Here is a 17,091-nt window from a genome sequence, read left to right on the forward strand (position 1 = left end):
CGTGCGGCGGATCAGTGCGGCAGCAGGCGCGTGAGCGCGGCGCTCGCGAGCGTCGCGATCTGCGCGAGGAAGTCGGTGGCCATCCCGTCGTGGAAGCGGCGCGGATCGGGCGAGCCGAGCACGAGCAGGCCGAACGCGGGCGCGTCGGTGCCGGCGAGCGGCGCGCGCAGCGCGAGCAGCGCGACCGATGCGGCGGAGCCGTCGCCGGCCGGCGCTGCCTCGGCGCCTTCCGCCGCATTCGCGGCCGAGGCGGCTACCGCGGGCGCGAGCCACTGCGCGGCCTCGAAGCCCGTATTCGCGCCGCAGTACGGCGTCGACAGGCCGTTCGTGAACAGGCGCACTTCCTCGCCGACCTGGCGCGCGAAGTCGGCCTGCGCGTAGGTGTCGGCGACGTCCCACACGCGCAGGGCCGTCTGCGGCACGTCGAACACGTCGGCGATGCCGTCGGCGATCGTGCGCGGCAGCGCGTATGGATCGCGTTCCGCGATCACGCGCGCGGTCCAGCGGCTGAACTTCGCGGACAGGCTGTCGTTCTCGTGGCCGTAGCGCACGAGCTCGGCGAGGCGGCGCTCGAGATGCTTGTTCTTGTCGCGCAGCATTTCCATCTGCCGCTCCTGCAGCGAGATCGCGGCCTTGCCGTGCGGATTCGCGAGACGGATCGTCGCGAGCAGTTCGGCGTGCTGCGCGAAGAATTCGGGATTGGCGAGCAGGTAGTCGGCGACTTCGCGATCGTTCATGTGGCTGGAGCGTTCAGTTATCAAGGACGTTGCAGGGTCAGGCGTTCAGGTCGATCTCGCCTTCGAACACGGTCGTGGCGGGCCCGGCCATCGTCAGCGCGGCGGTTTCGTCGCGCGCGCCGTCCCAGCCGATCGTCAGCGTGCCGCCGTGCGTGTGCACGGTCACGGGCGAATCGAGCAGGCCGCGCCGGATGCCGGCCGCGACCGCCGCGCATGCGCCGGTGCCGCACGCGAGCGTCTCGCCCGCGCCGCGTTCGTACACGCGCAGCTTCACTTCGTGGCGCGACACGATTTGCATGAAGCCGGCGTTCACGCGCTGCGGGAAGCGCGCGTGGCGCTCGATCAGCGGGCCTTCTGCCAGCACGGGATACGCTTCGGCATCGTCGACGACCTGTACCGCATGCGGATTGCCCATCGACACCGTCGAAATCCAGCGCGTCGCGCCGCCGACGTCGAGCGGCCACAGCGTGTCGCGGCCTTCGGTGCGGCCGTCGAGGCCCGATGCGTCAAACGGCACCTGCGCCGGCGCGAACACGGGCGCACCCATGTCGACGACGACTTCGCCGTTGTCCTGCAGTGTCAGCGTGATCAGGCCCTTCATGACCTGCACGCGCACGCTGCGCTTGTCGGTCAGGCCGCGGTCGCTGACGAATTTGACGAAGCAGCGCGCGCCGTTGCCGCAGTGCTCGACTTCGCCGCCGTCGCAATTGAAGATCCGGTACTTGAAATCCGCGCCGTCGACGGTCGGTTTCTCGACGAGCAGCAACTGGTCGGCGCCGACGCCGAAGTGCCGGTTGGCGAGTGCGCGCACCTGCGCTTCGGTGAGCGGCGGCAACGCGCGCGAATAGCCGTCGAGCACGACGAAGTCGTTGCCCGCGCCGTGCATCTTGGTGAACGAGAGTTTCACTGGGTCCGGGATTCCATGGCGAACAAGGCGGCCGGCACGGTGCGAACGGCCGGCCGCCATGCCGGGCGGCCTCGTTCGTCGTGCTGATCTCAACCGCAAATGATACATGCAGCCGACAGGGGCGTCCTGCGCGCGCGGGCGTTTCGCGTCGTCGGCGAAGGGGGAATGGGCGGCATCTGTCGATCGGTCGACTGGTCGCGTCGGTGGTGAGCGGACAAATTGACGCGGCGCGGCGGGCGTTGTCGCCGCGGAGGCGAGGCTGGCGATGCGTGCTCGGTGCATGACGAAAGCATGGGACGACCCGGACGCGCGTTTTCGTACGGGTCAAATTGACAGGGTAATCAAGCGATTCGTATAGCTTGGCTATACGCATACAGGCCATGCTGTCGATATCGCGACTCGAGTGTGCGAGGTCCATGATCAAGTCATGGCGGCACAAGGGGCTGGAAGCGATTTTCATGAACGGAAGCAAGGCGGGCATCCTGCCGGACCATGCTCCAAGACTGCGGCGCCAGCTTGCCCGTCTCGACGTGGCGAGCCGACCGTTCGACATGAACGTGCCGGGCTGGCGCTTCCACGGCCTTGCCGGCGGGCTGGACGGTTATTACGCGGTGAGCGTGAGCGGTAACTGGCGCCTGACGTTCAGGTTTGAGGGCTCCGATGTCGTTCTGGTCGATTACCAGGACTATCACTGAGGTGTTTAAGCCATGACACGCATCTTCAATCCGCCCCATCCTGGCGAAACGTTGCGCGACGACGTGCTGCCGGCGCTCGGCCTCACCGTTACCGAGGCCGCCGCGCAGCTCGGCGTGACGCGCGCGGCGCTGTCGCGGATCCTGCACGGACATGCCGGCATCTCGCCGGAAATGGCGCTGCGTCTCGAAGCGTGGCTGGGCGAGGACAATGGCGGGCGTGCCGATCTATGGCTCGCGCAGCAGGTTGCGTTCGATTTGTGGCGGGCGCGCGCGAAAGGCGTGCCGAAGGTGGAGAGGGCGCAGGCGCGCTCCTGATGGCGCGCCCGCGGGTTTCGCCCGGCAGGGTCAGTACAGGCTCGGTTCGCCGGGCGGGCGCGTCTTGAAGCGCTTGTGAACCCAGTAGTACTGCTCGGGCATCAGCGGGATCTGTTCCTCGAGGAATTCGTTCATCCGCCGTGCGTCGAGATCGTCGTCGCCGGTCGGGTAGTTGGCCCACGGCTTGAAGACCTTCAGCCGGTAGCCCTTGTAGTTCGGCAGCACCTCGCCGATAAAGGGCAGAACCTGCGCGTGACCGGTCTTTGCGAACCGGCCGACAGCCGTCAGCGTGCAGGCGGGTATGCCGAAGAAGGGCACGAACGTCGAGTTGCGCAGCCCGTAGTCCATGTCGGCACCCAGCATGACCGGCTTGCGGTCGCGCAGCCAGCGCAGCACGGTGCGCGCGCTGTCTGCCCGGCTCGCCAGCTCCGCACCGAAGCGGCTGCGGCCGGCTTTGGCCGCGGCTTCGACTTCCGGGTTCTTCATCGGCGTGTAGAGCGAGCCGCACATGCGGCCGAGTGCGAGATTGATCGCCATCGAACCGGCCTCGATGCCGACGAAATGGAAACCGAGCAAGAGGGTCGGCGGCATGTCCGGATCGCTGAGGTCGACCTCGCTCTCGACCGTAAACAGCTTGCGGTAGGCCTGTTCCGACGCGAACCACTGGTAGCTGCGCTCGACGTAGCTGCGGATCGCGTGACGGAAATGCAGGCCGGCCACTTCCTCGCGCCGTTCGTCGCTCCAGTCCGGGAAGCAGAGTTTCAGGTTGGTGTGTACGATGCGCTTTCGCCCGCTGGGGATCTGGTACAGCAGCCAGCCGAGACCGTCGCCGAGCCGCGCGGTCAGGCCGTACGGCAACAGGGCGAGCAGCTTCAGGAAGCCGATGGCGAGATGCGTGCCGACGCGGCCTAGCATGCGGAACCTCCGTGGGACCGGCTGGCCGGCGCGTTGCGAACAGGGTGATAAGACAGCGGAAAATGCAGCACGGGCAGCACTCTGTGACAATTCAGGAAAGCCGCTATAATACGGGCTTCGCCGAGTTAACTGACAACTTGCGGGGCGAAGCCGGCTGGCGCGAAGCGCGCTGCCCGGTCCTGGTAATCCGCTAAAGCGTCGCCGCTTCAGGCCCAACGAAGCTGGCTACGTGAAACCAACCGTAACCACACAGGAGCCTGAAAAAGTGGCAAACGATTATCTCTTCACGTCCGAATCCGTCTCCGAAGGCCATCCGGACAAAGTCGCGGACCAAATCTCGGACGCGATTCTCGACGCCATCCTCGAGCAGGACAAATATTCCCGCGTTGCGGCGGAAACGCTGTGCAACACGGGTCTCGTTGTTCTGGCCGGTGAAATCACCACGACGGCCAACATCGATTACATCCAGATCGCGCGCGACACGATCAAGCGAATCGGCTACGACAACACCGAATACGGCATCGACTACAAGGGTTGCGCGGTGCTCGTCGCGTACGACAAGCAGTCGCCGGACATCGCCCAGGGTGTCGATCGTGCACACGACGACAACCTCGACCAGGGCGCGGGCGACCAGGGTCTGATGTTCGGTTATGCGTGCGACGAAACGCCGGAACTGATGCCGCTGCCGATCTACCTGTCGCACCGTCTCGTCGAGCGCCAGGCCAGCCTGCGCCGCGACGGCCGCCTGCAATGGCTGCGCCCGGACGCGAAGTCGCAGGTGACGGTCCGTTACGTCGACGGCAAGCCCGATTCGATCGACACCGTCGTGCTGTCGACGCAGCACGCACCGGACATCGAGCTGCCCGCGCTGCGCGAAGCCGTGATCGAGGAAATCATCAAGCCGACGCTGCCGGCCGACCTGATCAAGGGCGACATCAAGTTCCTGGTGAACCCGACCGGCCGGTTCGTGATCGGCGGCCCGCAGGGCGACTGCGGCCTGACCGGTCGCAAGATCATCGTCGATACCTACGGCGGTGCCGCACCGCACGGCGGCGGCGCGTTCTCGGGCAAGGATCCGTCGAAGGTCGACCGTTCGGCTGCGTATGCCGGCCGCTATGTCGCGAAGAACATCGTTGCCGCCGGCCTCGCGTCGCGCGCGCTGATCCAGGTGTCGTACGCGATCGGCGTGGCCGAGCCGACCTCGGTGATGGTCAACACGTTCGGCACGGGCCGCGTGTCGGATGCGGTGATCACGAAGCTCGTGCGCGAGCATTTCGACCTGCGTCCGAAGGGCATCATCAAGATGCTCGACCTGCTGCGCCCGATCTACGAGAAGACGGCTGCTTACGGCCACTTCGGCCGCGAAGAGCCGGAATTCTCGTGGGAAGCGACCGACAAGGCGCTCGCACTGGCCGAAGCGGCCGGCGTGGAGCCGACGGCACGCGTCGCGTAAGCGTCGTTCGCCCGAAATGAAAAACCCCGGCATGCCGGGGTTTTTTTATGGGTTCCGACCGCCGGCGCAACGGCGGCGATCATGGCGGGCTGTGCCCGCCGGTGCTGCGTCAGCGCGCGCTGAACGCGAACCAGCCGTCGCTGGCTGCGAGGCGGCGCGGGCGGTTGACGCGGCGCTGCGGGCCGAGCGTCCGGCGCAGCGCGAGCGCGCGCAGCGACGACGGTTTCTGCAGCAGCGAGCGCAGGCCGGCACGGCGTGCGAACGCTTGCGCGCTCATCATCGAGAAAAACGTGTGGAACCACGCACGGATACCGTCCAGCCGGCTGTGTGCGTGCGTGCGCTCGGCCAGCGCCTGCGTGCGTGCGCGGTGATGGCGCAGCGAGCGGGCAGGAGCGGACGGCACGACGCGTTTCGCAGCGCGGCTGAGACGGGAAGTCAGACGGAATGGCATGTGAACGATGCTTCGCTTGTATGGATGGCGCCCTTGAAGAGCGCACTGGTATGAACGGCCTCGGATGGCGCAACGGATCTTACCGAACGTCGCTGCGCGCCGCGCCCGCCAGAATTGACAGGCCGCGTCAGGCTACAGGGGATTCATGACGGGCAAAAGTCGCGATAAACCCTTGTGCCACAAGGCGTGTGCCGCATACCGCCTGTCGGTGAGGCAGGTGCCGCGCCGCACAGTTCCCTTGAGCCAGATCAAATCCGCGATTGGCATGCCCCTGCGCACGACAATGGTGCTGTTCGCGGCATCCGGCGCCGAATTACAATCGTCACATTCACACAATAAACGTCTGGCATCCCATGTCGTCTCCATTGCAGTCGGAATCGATCCGCGCGCAAGTCGCGGAATTGCGCGAGCGCGGCTTCGTCGTCGCGCGTGGCCTTGTCGGCGAGCAACAGTGCGCGGTGCTCAAACGGATTGCGGAGCACCAGTTGCAGGAGGCCGCCGAGCCGATCGAATTCGAGGCGGACCTGCGTTACCCGGGCGCACCCGAGTCGAAGCATGTGCCGGGCGGGCACACGGTGCGGCGGCTGCTCGACGCGTACTCGCGCGATCCGGCATTCGCCGAGCGCGCGATCGCACCCGAAATCGGCGCGTGGATGCGCGAGTATTTCGGCGAGGAGCCGGTGCTGTCGCGCGCGCATCACAACTGCATGATGACGAAGCACCCAGCGTACGGCAGCCTGACCGGCTGGCATCGCGATTTCCGCTACTGGTCGTTCGAGCGGCCGGACATGGTGTCGGTGTGGCTCGCACTCGGACCGGAAACGAATGAGAACGGCGCGCTGTGGCTGGTGCCGGGTTCGCATACGGCCGAATTCGGGCCGGAAGCGTTCGACGACGCGAAGTTCTTCCGCAGCGACCTGCCGGAGAACCGGAAGATGATCGACGCGGCCACGTGCCCGTCGCTGCAGGCCGGCGACGTCGTGTTCTTCCACAGCAACACGCTGCATTCGGCCGGGCAGAACCGTTCCGACCAGGTGAAGTTCTCGCTCGTGTACACGTACCACGGCGCGAGCAACCGGCCGGCGCCCGGCACGCGCTCGGCGGCGAAGCCGGAAGTGCAGTTCTAGGTGCGGATCGGGTGGCCGGCGAGGCCGCCGCGATTGCCCGGTGCGGCGCTTCGCGTCGCGGGCGAATGAAGCAACGGGCGGCCAGGCCGCCCGTTTCGTTTTGCGCGACCCGATCGTGTGACGCGGGCCGTTCGCGCGGCTGCGCGATCAGCGCTTGCCGCCCGGCATCGCGAGGCCGATCAGGCCGATGAACGATGCGACGGCGCCGCCCACGATCAGCAGGATCGTCTTCGTGGCGGGCGAGCCGGTGAAGAAGCGCGACATGTTGTCGTTGAGCGAATGGAACGACTGGCCGCCGAAATACAGCAGCAAGACGCCGCCGACGAGCAGCGCAACCGAGATGACCCGGGACATACCAACCTCGCTGAAACGGTGATTCGAGACGCCGCAGTGTAGGCGACGACCGCGGTCGCGTCCATCGCCGTGCGCGCATCGGCCGCCTTCGTTACCATAGCCGTCGTGCGTTTTCTTCGCCGCCGTCGCGCCGTGGGCGCGGCCGGTGTGCGTCTCTCCCTCCGACGTCCTGACGGGAAATACTCATGGCCTACGAAGCAGCTTCCGAACGTTATGCGGACATGCAATACCGCACCTGCGGCAAATCCGGGCTCAAACTGCCCGCCCTGTCGCTCGGCCTGTGGCACAACTTCGGCGACTCGACGCCGATCTCGACGCAGCGCGAGATCCTGCGCACCGCGTTCGACCTCGGCATCAACCACTTCGATCTCGCGAACAACTACGGGCCGCCGTACGGCAGCGCCGAAACCAATTTCGGCCGGCTGCTGAAGGAGGATTTCCGGCCGTATCGAGACGAGCTGCTGATCTCGACGAAGGCCGGCTGGGACATGTGGCCGGGGCCGTACGGCAGCGGCGGCGGGTCGCGCAAGTATGTGCTCGCGAGCCTCGACCAGAGCCTGCAGCGGATGGGGCTCGACTACGTCGACATCTTCTATTCGCACCGCTTCGACGCGCACACGCCGCTCGAGGAAACGGCGGGCGCGCTCGCGTCGGCCGTGCAGCAGGGCAAGGCGCTCTACATCGGCATCTCGTCGTATTCGGCGGCGAAGACGCGCGAGATGGCCGAGTTGCTCGCGCAGTACAAGGTGCCGCTGCTGATCCACCAGCCTTCGTACAACATGCTGAACCGCTGGATCGAGAGCGAACTGCTCGGTACGCTCGACGACGTCGGCGCGGGCAGCATCGCGTTCACGCCGCTCGCGCAGGGGCTGCTCACGTCGAAGTACCTGAACGGCGTGCCGGCCGACGCGCGCGTGAACAAGCCGGGCGGCGGCTCGCTGAAGCAGGATCACCTGAGCGCGGACAACCTCGAGCATGTGCGCAAGCTCGACGCGATCGCCGAACGGCGCGGGCAGAGCCTTGCGCAGATGGCGCTTGCGTGGGTGCTGCGCAATGGCCGCGTGACGTCCGCGCTGATCGGCGCGAGCCGTGCGGAGCAGGTGCGTGAAAACGTCGGCGCGCTGAAGAACCTCGAATTCTCGGCGGAGGAACTCGCGGAGATCGATCGTCATGCGACGGAAGGCGGCATCAATCTGTGGGAAAAGCCGTCCACCGATCAGGCCATCTGACCGGCAGTCGATACGGCATGCGAAACATTGCATGCCGTATTGCAGAAAGCCCGACGCACATCGCTGCGGTGCAGCGATGTGCGTCGGGCACGGGGTGCGCCGCTAGAGCAGCGCAGGCAGGCCTTCGACCAGCAATACCGCGACGCCGACGCCGAGGATGACGCCCAGCACGCGCAACAAGTTGTGGCGGAATTCGGTTGCGCATGGCACCGCGCCGAGAAATAGCGCTCCGGCCAGCGCCATCGGGATCAACAGGATGAAGTCGCCGATTGTGAAATAGGTGGTCATGCGTGTCTCCAGTGTCGGCCGGAGTTGGCGCTTTAGCGCTTACTTCGGCCCCATGCCGGGTGTTTCTAGTGTTGGTCCGACCCGATTGCGAGCGGGGCGGTCAATTCGAGTATAGGTAACCGGCAGCGCTTTTCGCTATCCGAACCATTAAAAATCAGCGGAAAGCCCGGCGAATCGCGCATCTTTCCCGCAAGTTCGACGAACGCCTTGCACGCATCTTTCCCGTTCCTTTCGATTTTCGCGGAATTGGCGTATGTGTCCGATGCGGGCCGCCGCACCCGCGGGCGCGGCGGCCTGTCCGTTTACGCGCGGTCGGGTTGCTTGCGTGCGGCCGGTGCGCGGAACACGAGCGCGAGCCCCGCGATGATCGCGCCCATGCCGGCGAGCGCGAGCGGTTCGGGCCGGTTGCCGAGCCACACGGCATCCATCAGCGTGGTGACGACGGGCACGAGATAGAACAGGCTCGTCACGTTGACGAGATCGCCGCGCTGCATCAACCGGTAGAACAGCAGTTGCGCGATCACCGAAATCACGATGCCGAGCCATAGAAGCGGCACGACGAACGCCCAGCTCATATCGAACGACACCGGCCGGAACGGCACGATCGCCATGCACAGCGCGAGGCCGATCGCATTCTGCAGCGGCAGCACGTCGGCGGGCGCCGCGCGTACGCGTTTTTGCAGCAGCGAGCCGACGGTCAGCGCGACGAGTGCCGTGAGCGCGCACGCGATGCCCGCGAGCGGCAGACCGGTATTGCCCACGCCGCGGCCCACGACGAGCGCGAGACCGGCCAGCGACAGCGCGAGCCCCGCGACGCGCATGGGTTGCCAGCGCCGCTCGACGATCGCGAGCGTGAGGATCGGCTGCACGCCGAGGATCGTCGCGAGCACGCCCGGTGCGATCCCGCGCTCGAGTGCGAGCAGGTAGAAGATCGAATAACCGCCCATCATCAGCAGGCCGGTCAGCGCGGCCATGCGCCGCTCGCCGCGCTGCGGCAGCCAGCGTTTGCGCATGAAGGCCAGCGCGAGCAGCACGAGCGACGCGAGCGCGAAACGCGCGGTGAGAAAGACGAACGCGGATGCGTGGCGCAGACCGAGTTCAGAGAAGATCGCGCCGCTGCTCCACAGCAGCACGAAGAGCGACGTCGCTCCATGCGCGGCAAGCGCGCGTTTGAACGAAACCATGTGAATCCACCTGTCGAACGGATCGGAACGTTCCATCCGCGCGCGCAGCGAAGCGCCGTGCGTCACGACGCACGAACCAAAGCCGACGGGCGAATGGAAGACGAAACGGAAGCCGGCTGGTCAGCCGGCGCGTGCCGCCGGAGGGGGCGGCGCGGCGCCGACGAGCGGCGGTGCGACAGGAGGCGGGAGGACCGACGGATGCGCGCACGCCTGCGGCCGCGAGTCGAACTGCGGCCGGGATTTTGCGAGGGCGGACGTGAGCGGATGCATCGTGTCGGAATGCGGTTGAACGCGAATGAACGCCAAAGGTACCGCAAGGCCGTCATCCAGCGCAACACCTGTCGGCGGCCCCGCACGACGAAAGACGTGTTGCGGCGATGCCGCGCGATGCGTGCGCGCCAGCGGCGGCGCGAGCCGCGTTCGAGCTAGGAGGAGGACGCGACAGCGCGCGACGCAGGCGGCGTGGTTCCGGGGCGGGTTCGGTCACGCGAAATCTCCCGGCGGCCGGGCACGTGGCAAACGATGCGCGCGTTGTGTCGATCGCGTGTGCGCCGCGGCGCCGGGCGGATTCGGCGGACGGTCACATTCGACAGGGTATGATGGGGGTATCCGCCCGTGCAAGCGCACGCGCGGCGCAGTGGTTGATTGGAGACATTCGACGAAATCGCGGCACTTCGCCTGCTTCTTCTTCTTTTCGCGCTTCGATAAACCGTGAACAATGGGATTACGCGCAGCGCTCCGTCGAGAGCGGCGCGGATCGTGCATTTGCCGGCTCGCCAGCGGGCCGGGTTTCAAGATTCAAGAGTGGGGAACCATCATGCATGTCGGGTCGATTGTCTGCACTACCCATATCGCGGTGCCGAAGGGCGCGCGCGGCATCGTCCAGCGCGTCCTGGGCGACATGGCCATGGTGACCTGGTACGCGGGCGTGCCGGGCGAGTCGAAAGAACTCAACACCGAGCCGTTCTTTCTCGAGGATCTGATCGACACCGGCGAATCCGTGCTGCCGGCCGGCGCGGCGCTTCACTGAGCGTGCAAGCCGCACCGGGCGCTCGTCTTTCGGCCCGGCTGGCGGCACAATGCGGGGCATGAACGAAGTCACTTCCGCTCCTGCTTCCCCCGCCGGGCCGCCGCCGTTCGCCGGCCTCACGCCCGAGTGCGTGCTCGACGCGCTCGACAGCGTGCTGATGCCGGTCGGCCTGCGCACCGACGGGCGCCTGCTCGCCCTCAACAGCTACGAAAACCGCGTCTACCAGGTCGGCATCGAAGACGGCCCGCCGGTCGTCGCGAAGTTCTACCGGCCGGCGCGCTGGTCGGACGACGCGATCCTCGAAGAGCACGCGTTCGTCGCCGAACTCGCCGCACGCGAGATTCCGGCGGTGCCCGCGCGCGCTTTCGAAGGCCGCACGCTGCACGCGTTCGACGGCTTCCGCTTCTCGATCTTCGAGCGGCGCGGCGGCCGCGCACCCGATCTCGACCGCAGCGACACGCTCGAATGGCTCGGCCGCTTCGTCGGCCGGATCCATGCGGTCGGCGCGACGCAGCCCTATGTCGCGCGTCCCGTGCTCGACATCGGGACGTTCGGCTACGAGCCGCGCGACTACCTGCTCGCGCACGATTTCATCCCGGATGATGTACGACCCGCGTACGAGACGGCGGTCACGCTCGCGCTCGAAGGTGTCGAGGCCGCGTTCGAACGCGCGGGCGAGATTCGCCTGCTGCGCACGCATGGCGACTGTCATCCGAGCAACGTGCTGTGGACCGATGCCGGCCCGCATTTCGTCGACTTCGACGACAGCCGGATGGCGCCCGCGATCCAGGATCTGTGGCTGTTGTTGCCGGGTGATCGCGAAGGCGCGTCGCGCGCGCTGGCGGACCTGCTGGCCGGCTACGAGGATTTCTGCGAATTCGAGCCGCGCGAGCTGCATCTCGTCGAAGCGCTGCGCACATTGCGGCTGATCCACTACGCGGCGTGGCTCGCGCGGCGCTGGGACGATCCCGCGTTTCCGGCCGCGTTTCCGTGGTTCAACACGCATCGTTACTGGGAAGCACGGGTGCTCGAACTGCGCGAGCAGATCGGCGCGATGCAGGAAGGGCCGCTCTGGCCCGTGTGACGGCGCGCGCGGCACCGGCGCCGCGCGGCAGGCTTGCGCGGGCCGCGGCGCGATGCGCGCGGCCCGTCCGGTTCAGAGTTTCAGCATCAGCTTGAGCACCGCCGCGAAGCGCTTGCCGTACGGCGGCGCGATCAGGCCGCGCGTGTTCAGCCGCGCCTGCGTGAGCACCGGCTTCATCTTCGAGAACGTCACGAAGCCGTCGTAGCCGTGGTACGCACCCATGCCGCTCGCACCGACGCCGCCGAACGGCAGGCTGCCGCATGCGATGTGCATCAGCGCCTCGTTGATCGTCACGCCGCCCGAGATCGTTTCGCGCATCACGCGATCGATCGTGCCGCCGTCCTCGTCGAACAGGTAGAGCGCGAGCGGACGCGGGCGCGCATTCACATACGCGATCGCCTCGTCGAGCCGCTCGTACGGCACGAGCGGCAGCAGCGGGCCGAAGATTTCCTCCTGCATCAGTTGCGACGCGGCCGGAACCTGCGTGATCGCGCACGGTACGAAGCGACGCGACGCCGGATCGGACTGCGCGTCGGACAGCGGATGCAGTTGCGCACCGGCCGCCTGCGCATCGCTCGCGAGTTGCTGCAGCCGGGCGTAATGGCGCGGCGACACGATCGTCGTGTAATCGCCGTTGGTCGACAGGTCGGGATACATCTTCGCGAGCCGCGCCCGCGCGCGCTCGATGAACGCGGCTTCCATCCCGCGCGGCAGCAGCACGTAGTCGGGCGCGATGCAGGTCTGGCCCGCGTTCAGCGTCTTGCCCGCGACGATCGCGTCGACGGCTGCGTCGAAGCGCGCATTCGGGCCGACGATCGCCGGCGACTTGCCGCCGAGCTCGAGCGTGACGGGCGTGAGGTTGTCGGCTGCCGCGCGCATTACGTGGCGGCCGACTTGCGTCGAGCCGGTGAACAGCAGGTGATCGAACGGCAGCCCGCTGAACGCGGCGCCGACCTCCGCATCGCCGTTCACGACCGCGACGTGGTCGCGCGTGAAGGTCTTCGCGATCAGTTGCTCGAACAGCGCCGACGTGCGCGGCGTCAGTTCGGACATCTTGATGATTGCGCGGTTGCCGGCGGCAAGCGCGCAGATCAGCGGGCCGGCCGCGAGCAGCACCGGGTAGTTCCACGGCACGACGATGCCGACCACGCCGAGCGGCTGCGGAATCACCTTCGCGCGTGCCGGGCGCAGCCACTTGTTCATCGGCTTGCGGATCGGCTTCATCCAGCGCTTGCCGTGCTTGAGCGCGTCGTCGATCTCTTCCTTCGCCATCCAGATTTCCGACAGCAGCACTTCCTGCTTCGCGCGATGGCCGAAATCGGCGCTGATCGCTTCGGCGAGCGCGTCCGAATTGTCGAGCAGCATCGTGCGCAACGCGCGCAGGTGCTGCACGCGCGTCTCCCATGCCGGGTACGGTGCGCGCAGGTAGGCCGCGCGCTGGTCGCGCAGCAGCGACGTCAGCGCATCGGCCGACGGCAGTGCTTGCGGGGCCAGTTCGGGCAGGTCGTTCTTCATGTCGTCTCCTCCAGTTGGGCCTGGCTTGTCGGCCAGCCGTCACGCCGCACGTGAGCGCTCGGCGAGCGCGGCGGCGCGGATCGGGGTGGTGCGCGTCGCCCGGCGTGGGGCCGGATGCGACGTGTGTTCAAAAACCGGTTGTTGCGTGCGACGGGCGTCGCATCCGCGCGACGGTATCCGCAGCCGAAAACCGCGCTGCAGCGCATGCGCGTGCCGCGCGATACGACTGTTGCCGGGCATGCGACGCTGCCGCGCGAGCGCTTGCCGGCGCACCGAAGCGGGGCAGCGCGACGCGCACGCCAATACGGGCGGCAGCACCTCGTGCCGCCGCGGCGGACAGCCGTCCAAACGGTCGGCGACGACGCATGCCGTTCGATTTCGATCTGCTGCGCGCATGATGCCGACTGTCCCCGCGCGGGCAGCCGTTTGAAATGAAATGCGGGCCGTGTGCAGTGCATCCGGGCAACCCGGTCGGCACGCGGCCTGCAGAACCTGGCGCTGCATCGTCGTCTCTCCCGTTTCGCGACGGATCGGCTTCTCGTGGCCGGCGCGTCGCGCGAAGCGAATCGATACATCTTAAATTTAGTTCACGCGGGCGTTTAGAGGAATCGCTCTTGAATCCGCACGCCGCGCGCATGACGGCCATTCCTACAATGCCCGAACATTACAGGACGCGGTCGCGCGGCGGTGCCGGGCGCCCTCCATGACACGACGGAGACGCGACATGCAATACGACTACATCATCGTCGGCGGCGGTTCGGGCGGTTCGAGCCTGGCAGGCCGCCTCGCCGATGCCTGCCCCGATGCGACGATCGCGCTGATCGAGGCCGGCTCGCATACGGAGCGCAACCTGCTCGTCAACATGCCGGTCGGCATCGCGGCGCTGGTGCCGTTCAAGCTCGGCACGAACTACGGCTACGAGACGGTGCCGCAGCCGGGCCTCGGCGGGCGGCGCGGCTACCAGCCGCGCGGGCGCGGGATGGGCGGCTCGAGCGCGATCAACGCGATGATCTATACGCGCGGCCACCCGGGCGACTACGACGAGTGGGCACAGCTCGGCGCGACAGGCTGGGGCTGGCAGGACGTGCTGCCGTATTTCCGCCGCGCGGAAGGCAACGAGCGCGGCGCCGATGCGTGGCACGGCGCGGATGGGCCGCTGTCGGTGTCCGATCTGCGCTTTCGCAATCCGTTCTCCGAACGATTCATCCAGGCCGCGCACGCGGCCGGCTATCCGCTGAACGACGACTTCAACGGCGCGACGCAGGAAGGCGTCGGTTTCTATCAGGTCACGCACCGCGACGGCTCGCGCTGCAGCGTCGCGCGTGCTTACATCTACGGCCGTAACCGGCCGAACCTGCACGTGATCACCGACGCGACGGTGTTGCGCGTCGGCTTCGACGGCAAGCGCGCGGTCGGCGTCGCGGTATCGCGCAACGGCCGTGTCGAGACGCTCGGCGCGCGCGCGGAAGTGATTCTGTCGGCCGGCGCGTTCAATTCGCCGCAACTGCTGATGTGTTCGGGGATCGGCCCGGCGGAGCAATTGCGCCGCCACGGGATCGCGGTCGTGCAGGATGCGCCGGACGTCGGCACGAACCTGATCGACCACATCGACTTCATCATCAACACGCGCGTGAATTCGTCGGAACTGGTCGGCGTGTGCCTGCGCGGGATCGCGAAGATGACGCCCGCGCTCGCGCGCTATTTCTCGAGCCGCACGGGGATGATGACGAGCAACGTCGCGGAGGCCGGCGGCTTCATCAAGAGCGATCCGTCGCTCGAACGTCCCGACCTGCAACTGCATTTCTGCACGGCGCTCGTCGACGACCACAACCGCAAGATGCACTGGGGCTTCGGCTATTCGCTGCACGTGTGTGCGCTGCGGCCGTTCAGCCGCGGCACGGTGGCGCTCGCGAGCGGCGATGCGCGCGACGCGCCGCTGATCGATCCGCGTTTCTTCAGCGATGCGCGCGATCTCGACCTGCTCGTGCGCGGCACGCAGGCGATGCGCCGCATCCTGTCGCAGGCGCCGCTCGCGTCGCAGGGCGGGCGCGAGCTGTACACGCGGGCGGACCAGAGCGAAGCCGAGTTGCGTGCGACGATCGTCGCGCATGCCGACACGATCTATCACCCGGTCGGCACGTGCCGGATGGGCTCCGATGCGCGTGCGGTCGTCGATCCGCAACTGTGCGTGCGCGGCGTCGAAGGGTTGCGCGTGGTGGATGCGTCGGTCATGCCGACGCTGGTCGGCGGGAACACGAATGCGCCGTCGGTGATGATCGGCGAACGCGCGGCGGACTTCATCGTTGCCGCGCGCAAGGGCGGCGTACCGCGCGGCGAGGCGGCTGCCGCGGTGCACGGCCGCTGATCGGCGCGCGCACTTAAGCGGCAATGCTCAGGCAAACGTATCGACGAGGCCCGCGCGGCTCACGCGCGCGGCGGCCGGTGCGGATTGCGCAGCGTCGGTGGGTGCATCGACGGCTGACGATCCGCCGTGCCCGCGCCGCGACGACTGGCCGCGGGCGAAGGTCTGTTGCGGGTTCTGCTGCTGCGACGCGAAGCCGCCGTCGCTGACTGTCGCGCTGCCGAGCCCGAGCCCGCCCGCTTCCATCGCATCGCGCAGCTTCGGCAGCGCGGCTTCGACCGCGTCGCGCACCTGTGCGTGCTGCGACACGAACAGCGCATGCGCGTGGTTGTCCGCGACGCGCAGCACCACCTGCAGCGGCCCGAGATCGGGCGGGTTGAGCGTCAGTTCGGCGCTCTGCTGGTGCGCATTCGACAGGAATACGACCTTCTGGCTCAGCGCGTCCGTCCAGTCGGCGGTACCGACGTGCGGGGCGAGCACGTGCGGGTTGGCAGTGGCGATCGCGCTCGCGGCGGGCGACAACTGCAGGTTCGCCTGCGCCGCGGCCGCAGCCGTTGCGCCGGCCGCGAGCGTCGCGCTGGCCGCCGGGTCCGTCGCGTCGCCGGCTGCCGCGAGCGCATGCTGCGCGCCGGACTGCGCGTTCGCGTCGGCCTGCAGCGCCTGCGCGGTGACCTGCGTCGGCGTCTGCTGGGTGGCGAGCGCCCCTTTCGCGTCGGCGAGCGTGCGGTCGAACGTCGGCACCTTCGGCGTCAGCGGTGCGGCGGCGGTCGATGCAGACGATGCGGGTGCCGAAGCCGAAGCCGAAGCCGAAGCCGAAGCCGAAGCCGAAGCCGTTGCGCCGGCCGCGGGCATCGCGATCGCGCCCGAGCCGCCGGTCAGCTTGGCGAGCGCCGCTTGCAGCGCGTCGCGGCTCGACGCCGGCGTGGCCGGCTGGGCGGCCGCATCCTTGGCTGCGTGGTCCGCCAGCGCGGCCGTCGCGTCGGGCTGGCCGGACACGGCCGCCTTTTGCGCGGTAGCGGCGGCTGGGGCGGTATCGGCTGGCGTCGCGTTGTCCGTGCGTGCCTGCAGTTGTGCCTGCACGGCCGCGGCGGCCGCGAGTGCGCCGGCGTCGGGATTGGGGTTGGCGGTGGCGTTCGTGTCGTCGGTCGACCGGGCGTCGTCCGGGCCGGACGGCTTCGTGCCGGCGGCCGGCTTCGACGCGGCCTGCGTCGTCGACGCACCCGGCGTGCCGGCGTTCGCCGCGTCGCGCCGCGTGACGACGCTTTGCTTCAGCGTCTGCGCGAACGGCACGGCGGCCGTGGCGGTCGTGGTGGCAGCGGTGTCTTTGGCGGAGGCGGTGCCGGACGAACCCGAGCCGCGGGCGGCCTTGAGTGCGGCGCCGGCGGTGTCGATCAGCGCGCCGAGCAGGGGCAGGGGAGGCATGGCGGTTCTCTCGTTCGAATGCG

The 17,091-nt window shown here is 67.9% G+C and carries 18 protein-coding genes; 8 read left to right on the forward strand and 10 right to left on the reverse strand.

Translation table 11 applies throughout. The features are described from left to right. Positions 1-11: 11 nt before the first annotated feature. A complete protein-coding gene (locus JYG32_RS15070) occupies positions 12-737 on the reverse strand; it encodes a DUF484 family protein (RefSeq protein WP_072437587.1) in 726 nt (241 codons plus the stop codon). 37 nt (positions 738-774) lie between these two features. Further along, positions 775-1,644, reverse strand: a complete 870-nt coding sequence (dapF, locus tag JYG32_RS15075) for a diaminopimelate epimerase (protein WP_213263966.1) — start codon at positions 1,642-1,644, stop codon at positions 775-777. A 416-nt stretch (positions 1,645-2,060) separates the two neighbouring features. Here dapF and JYG32_RS15080 point away from each other — a divergent pair, with 416 nt between their 5' ends. Together JYG32_RS15080 and JYG32_RS15085 are read left to right on the forward strand one after the other, a co-directional pair. After that, on the forward strand, positions 2,061-2,339 hold the full coding sequence (locus JYG32_RS15080) for a type II toxin-antitoxin system RelE/ParE family toxin (protein ID WP_213263967.1): 279 nt from the start codon (positions 2,061-2,063) through the stop codon (positions 2,337-2,339). Positions 2,340-2,351: 12 nt separating this feature from the next. Continuing rightward, positions 2,352-2,654, forward strand: coding sequence for a HigA family addiction module antitoxin (locus JYG32_RS15085; RefSeq protein WP_213263968.1), 303 nt, complete (start codon positions 2,352-2,354; stop codon positions 2,652-2,654). Between the two features lie 30 nt (positions 2,655-2,684). Here the strand turns inward: JYG32_RS15085 and JYG32_RS15090 are convergent, their stop codons facing one another. Next, positions 2,685-3,569 (reverse strand): lipid A biosynthesis lauroyl acyltransferase, encoded by an 885-nt coding sequence (locus JYG32_RS15090; protein WP_174384433.1) that lies wholly within the window; start codon positions 3,567-3,569, stop codon positions 2,685-2,687. Between the two features lie 265 nt (positions 3,570-3,834). Between JYG32_RS15090 and metK the strand changes: the two genes are divergently transcribed. Then, positions 3,835-5,022 carry a methionine adenosyltransferase gene (gene metK / locus JYG32_RS15095; RefSeq protein ID WP_069746751.1) on the forward strand — a complete coding sequence of 396 codons (1,188 nt, stop codon included), beginning with the start codon at positions 3,835-3,837 and terminating at the stop codon, positions 5,020-5,022. 109 nt (positions 5,023-5,131) lie between these two features. On the opposite strand, the gene JYG32_RS15100 is transcribed toward metK, so the two are convergent. Next, complete coding sequence (locus JYG32_RS15100; RefSeq protein WP_213263969.1) at positions 5,132-5,473, reverse strand: hypothetical protein; 342 nt, start codon at positions 5,471-5,473, stop codon at positions 5,132-5,134. A 353-nt stretch (positions 5,474-5,826) separates the two neighbouring features. On the opposite strand from JYG32_RS15100, the gene JYG32_RS15105 reads away from it, so the two are divergent. Then, positions 5,827-6,600, forward strand: a complete 774-nt coding sequence (locus tag JYG32_RS15105; protein ID WP_213263970.1) for a phytanoyl-CoA dioxygenase family protein — start codon at positions 5,827-5,829, stop codon at positions 6,598-6,600. Positions 6,601-6,747: 147 nt separating this feature from the next. On the opposite strand, the gene JYG32_RS15110 is transcribed toward JYG32_RS15105, so the two are convergent. Next, positions 6,748-6,954 (reverse strand): DUF3185 family protein, encoded by a 207-nt coding sequence (locus tag JYG32_RS15110; RefSeq protein WP_096472011.1) that lies wholly within the window; start codon positions 6,952-6,954, stop codon positions 6,748-6,750. 185 nt (positions 6,955-7,139) lie between these two features. On the opposite strand from JYG32_RS15110, the gene mgrA reads away from it, so the two are divergent. Then, a complete protein-coding gene (gene mgrA / locus JYG32_RS15115; RefSeq protein ID WP_213263971.1) occupies positions 7,140-8,183 on the forward strand; it encodes an L-glyceraldehyde 3-phosphate reductase in 1,044 nt (347 codons plus the stop codon). Between the two features lie 102 nt (positions 8,184-8,285). Here the strand turns inward: mgrA and JYG32_RS15120 are convergent, their stop codons facing one another. Next, a complete protein-coding gene (locus JYG32_RS15120; protein ID WP_014895742.1) occupies positions 8,286-8,471 on the reverse strand; it encodes a hypothetical protein in 186 nt (61 codons plus the stop codon). Positions 8,472-8,773: 302 nt separating this feature from the next. Then, the gene (locus JYG32_RS15125) at positions 8,774-9,655 is read right to left on the reverse strand and encodes a DMT family transporter (protein ID WP_213263972.1); all 882 of its coding nucleotides are present in this window, start codon (positions 9,653-9,655) and stop codon (positions 8,774-8,776) included. A gap of 817 nt (positions 9,656-10,472) precedes the next feature. On the opposite strand from JYG32_RS15125, the gene JYG32_RS15130 reads away from it, so the two are divergent. Next, positions 10,473-10,685, forward strand: a complete 213-nt coding sequence (locus tag JYG32_RS15130; RefSeq protein WP_011353523.1) for a hypothetical protein — start codon at positions 10,473-10,475, stop codon at positions 10,683-10,685. Positions 10,686-10,734: 49 nt separating this feature from the next. Continuing rightward, complete coding sequence (locus JYG32_RS15135; RefSeq protein WP_433960828.1) at positions 10,735-11,769, forward strand: serine/threonine protein kinase; 1,035 nt, start codon at positions 10,735-10,737, stop codon at positions 11,767-11,769. Between the two features lie 72 nt (positions 11,770-11,841). On the opposite strand, the gene JYG32_RS15140 is transcribed toward JYG32_RS15135, so the two are convergent. Further along, on the reverse strand, positions 11,842-13,284 hold the full coding sequence (locus JYG32_RS15140; protein ID WP_174383774.1) for a coniferyl aldehyde dehydrogenase: 1,443 nt from the start codon (positions 13,282-13,284) through the stop codon (positions 11,842-11,844). 39 nt (positions 13,285-13,323) lie between these two features. Then, positions 13,324-13,788: a hypothetical protein gene (locus JYG32_RS15145; protein WP_213263974.1), complete on the reverse strand. Its 465-nt coding sequence runs from the start codon at positions 13,786-13,788 to the stop codon at positions 13,324-13,326. A 220-nt stretch (positions 13,789-14,008) separates the two neighbouring features. Between JYG32_RS15145 and JYG32_RS15150 the strand changes: the two genes are divergently transcribed. Beyond that, on the forward strand, positions 14,009-15,649 hold the full coding sequence (locus JYG32_RS15150) for a GMC family oxidoreductase (RefSeq protein WP_174383775.1): 1,641 nt from the start codon (positions 14,009-14,011) through the stop codon (positions 15,647-15,649). A 27-nt stretch (positions 15,650-15,676) separates the two neighbouring features. Here the strand turns inward: JYG32_RS15150 and JYG32_RS15155 are convergent, their stop codons facing one another. Then, complete coding sequence (locus JYG32_RS15155) at positions 15,677-17,068, reverse strand: flagellar hook-length control protein FliK (RefSeq protein ID WP_213263975.1); 1,392 nt, start codon at positions 17,066-17,068, stop codon at positions 15,677-15,679. Positions 17,069-17,091 lie beyond the last annotated feature (23 nt).

The sequence above is a fragment of the Burkholderia pyrrocinia genome, from assembly GCF_018417535.1.
Taxonomy (GTDB): Bacteria; Pseudomonadota; Gammaproteobacteria; order Burkholderiales; family Burkholderiaceae; genus Burkholderia; species Burkholderia pyrrocinia_E.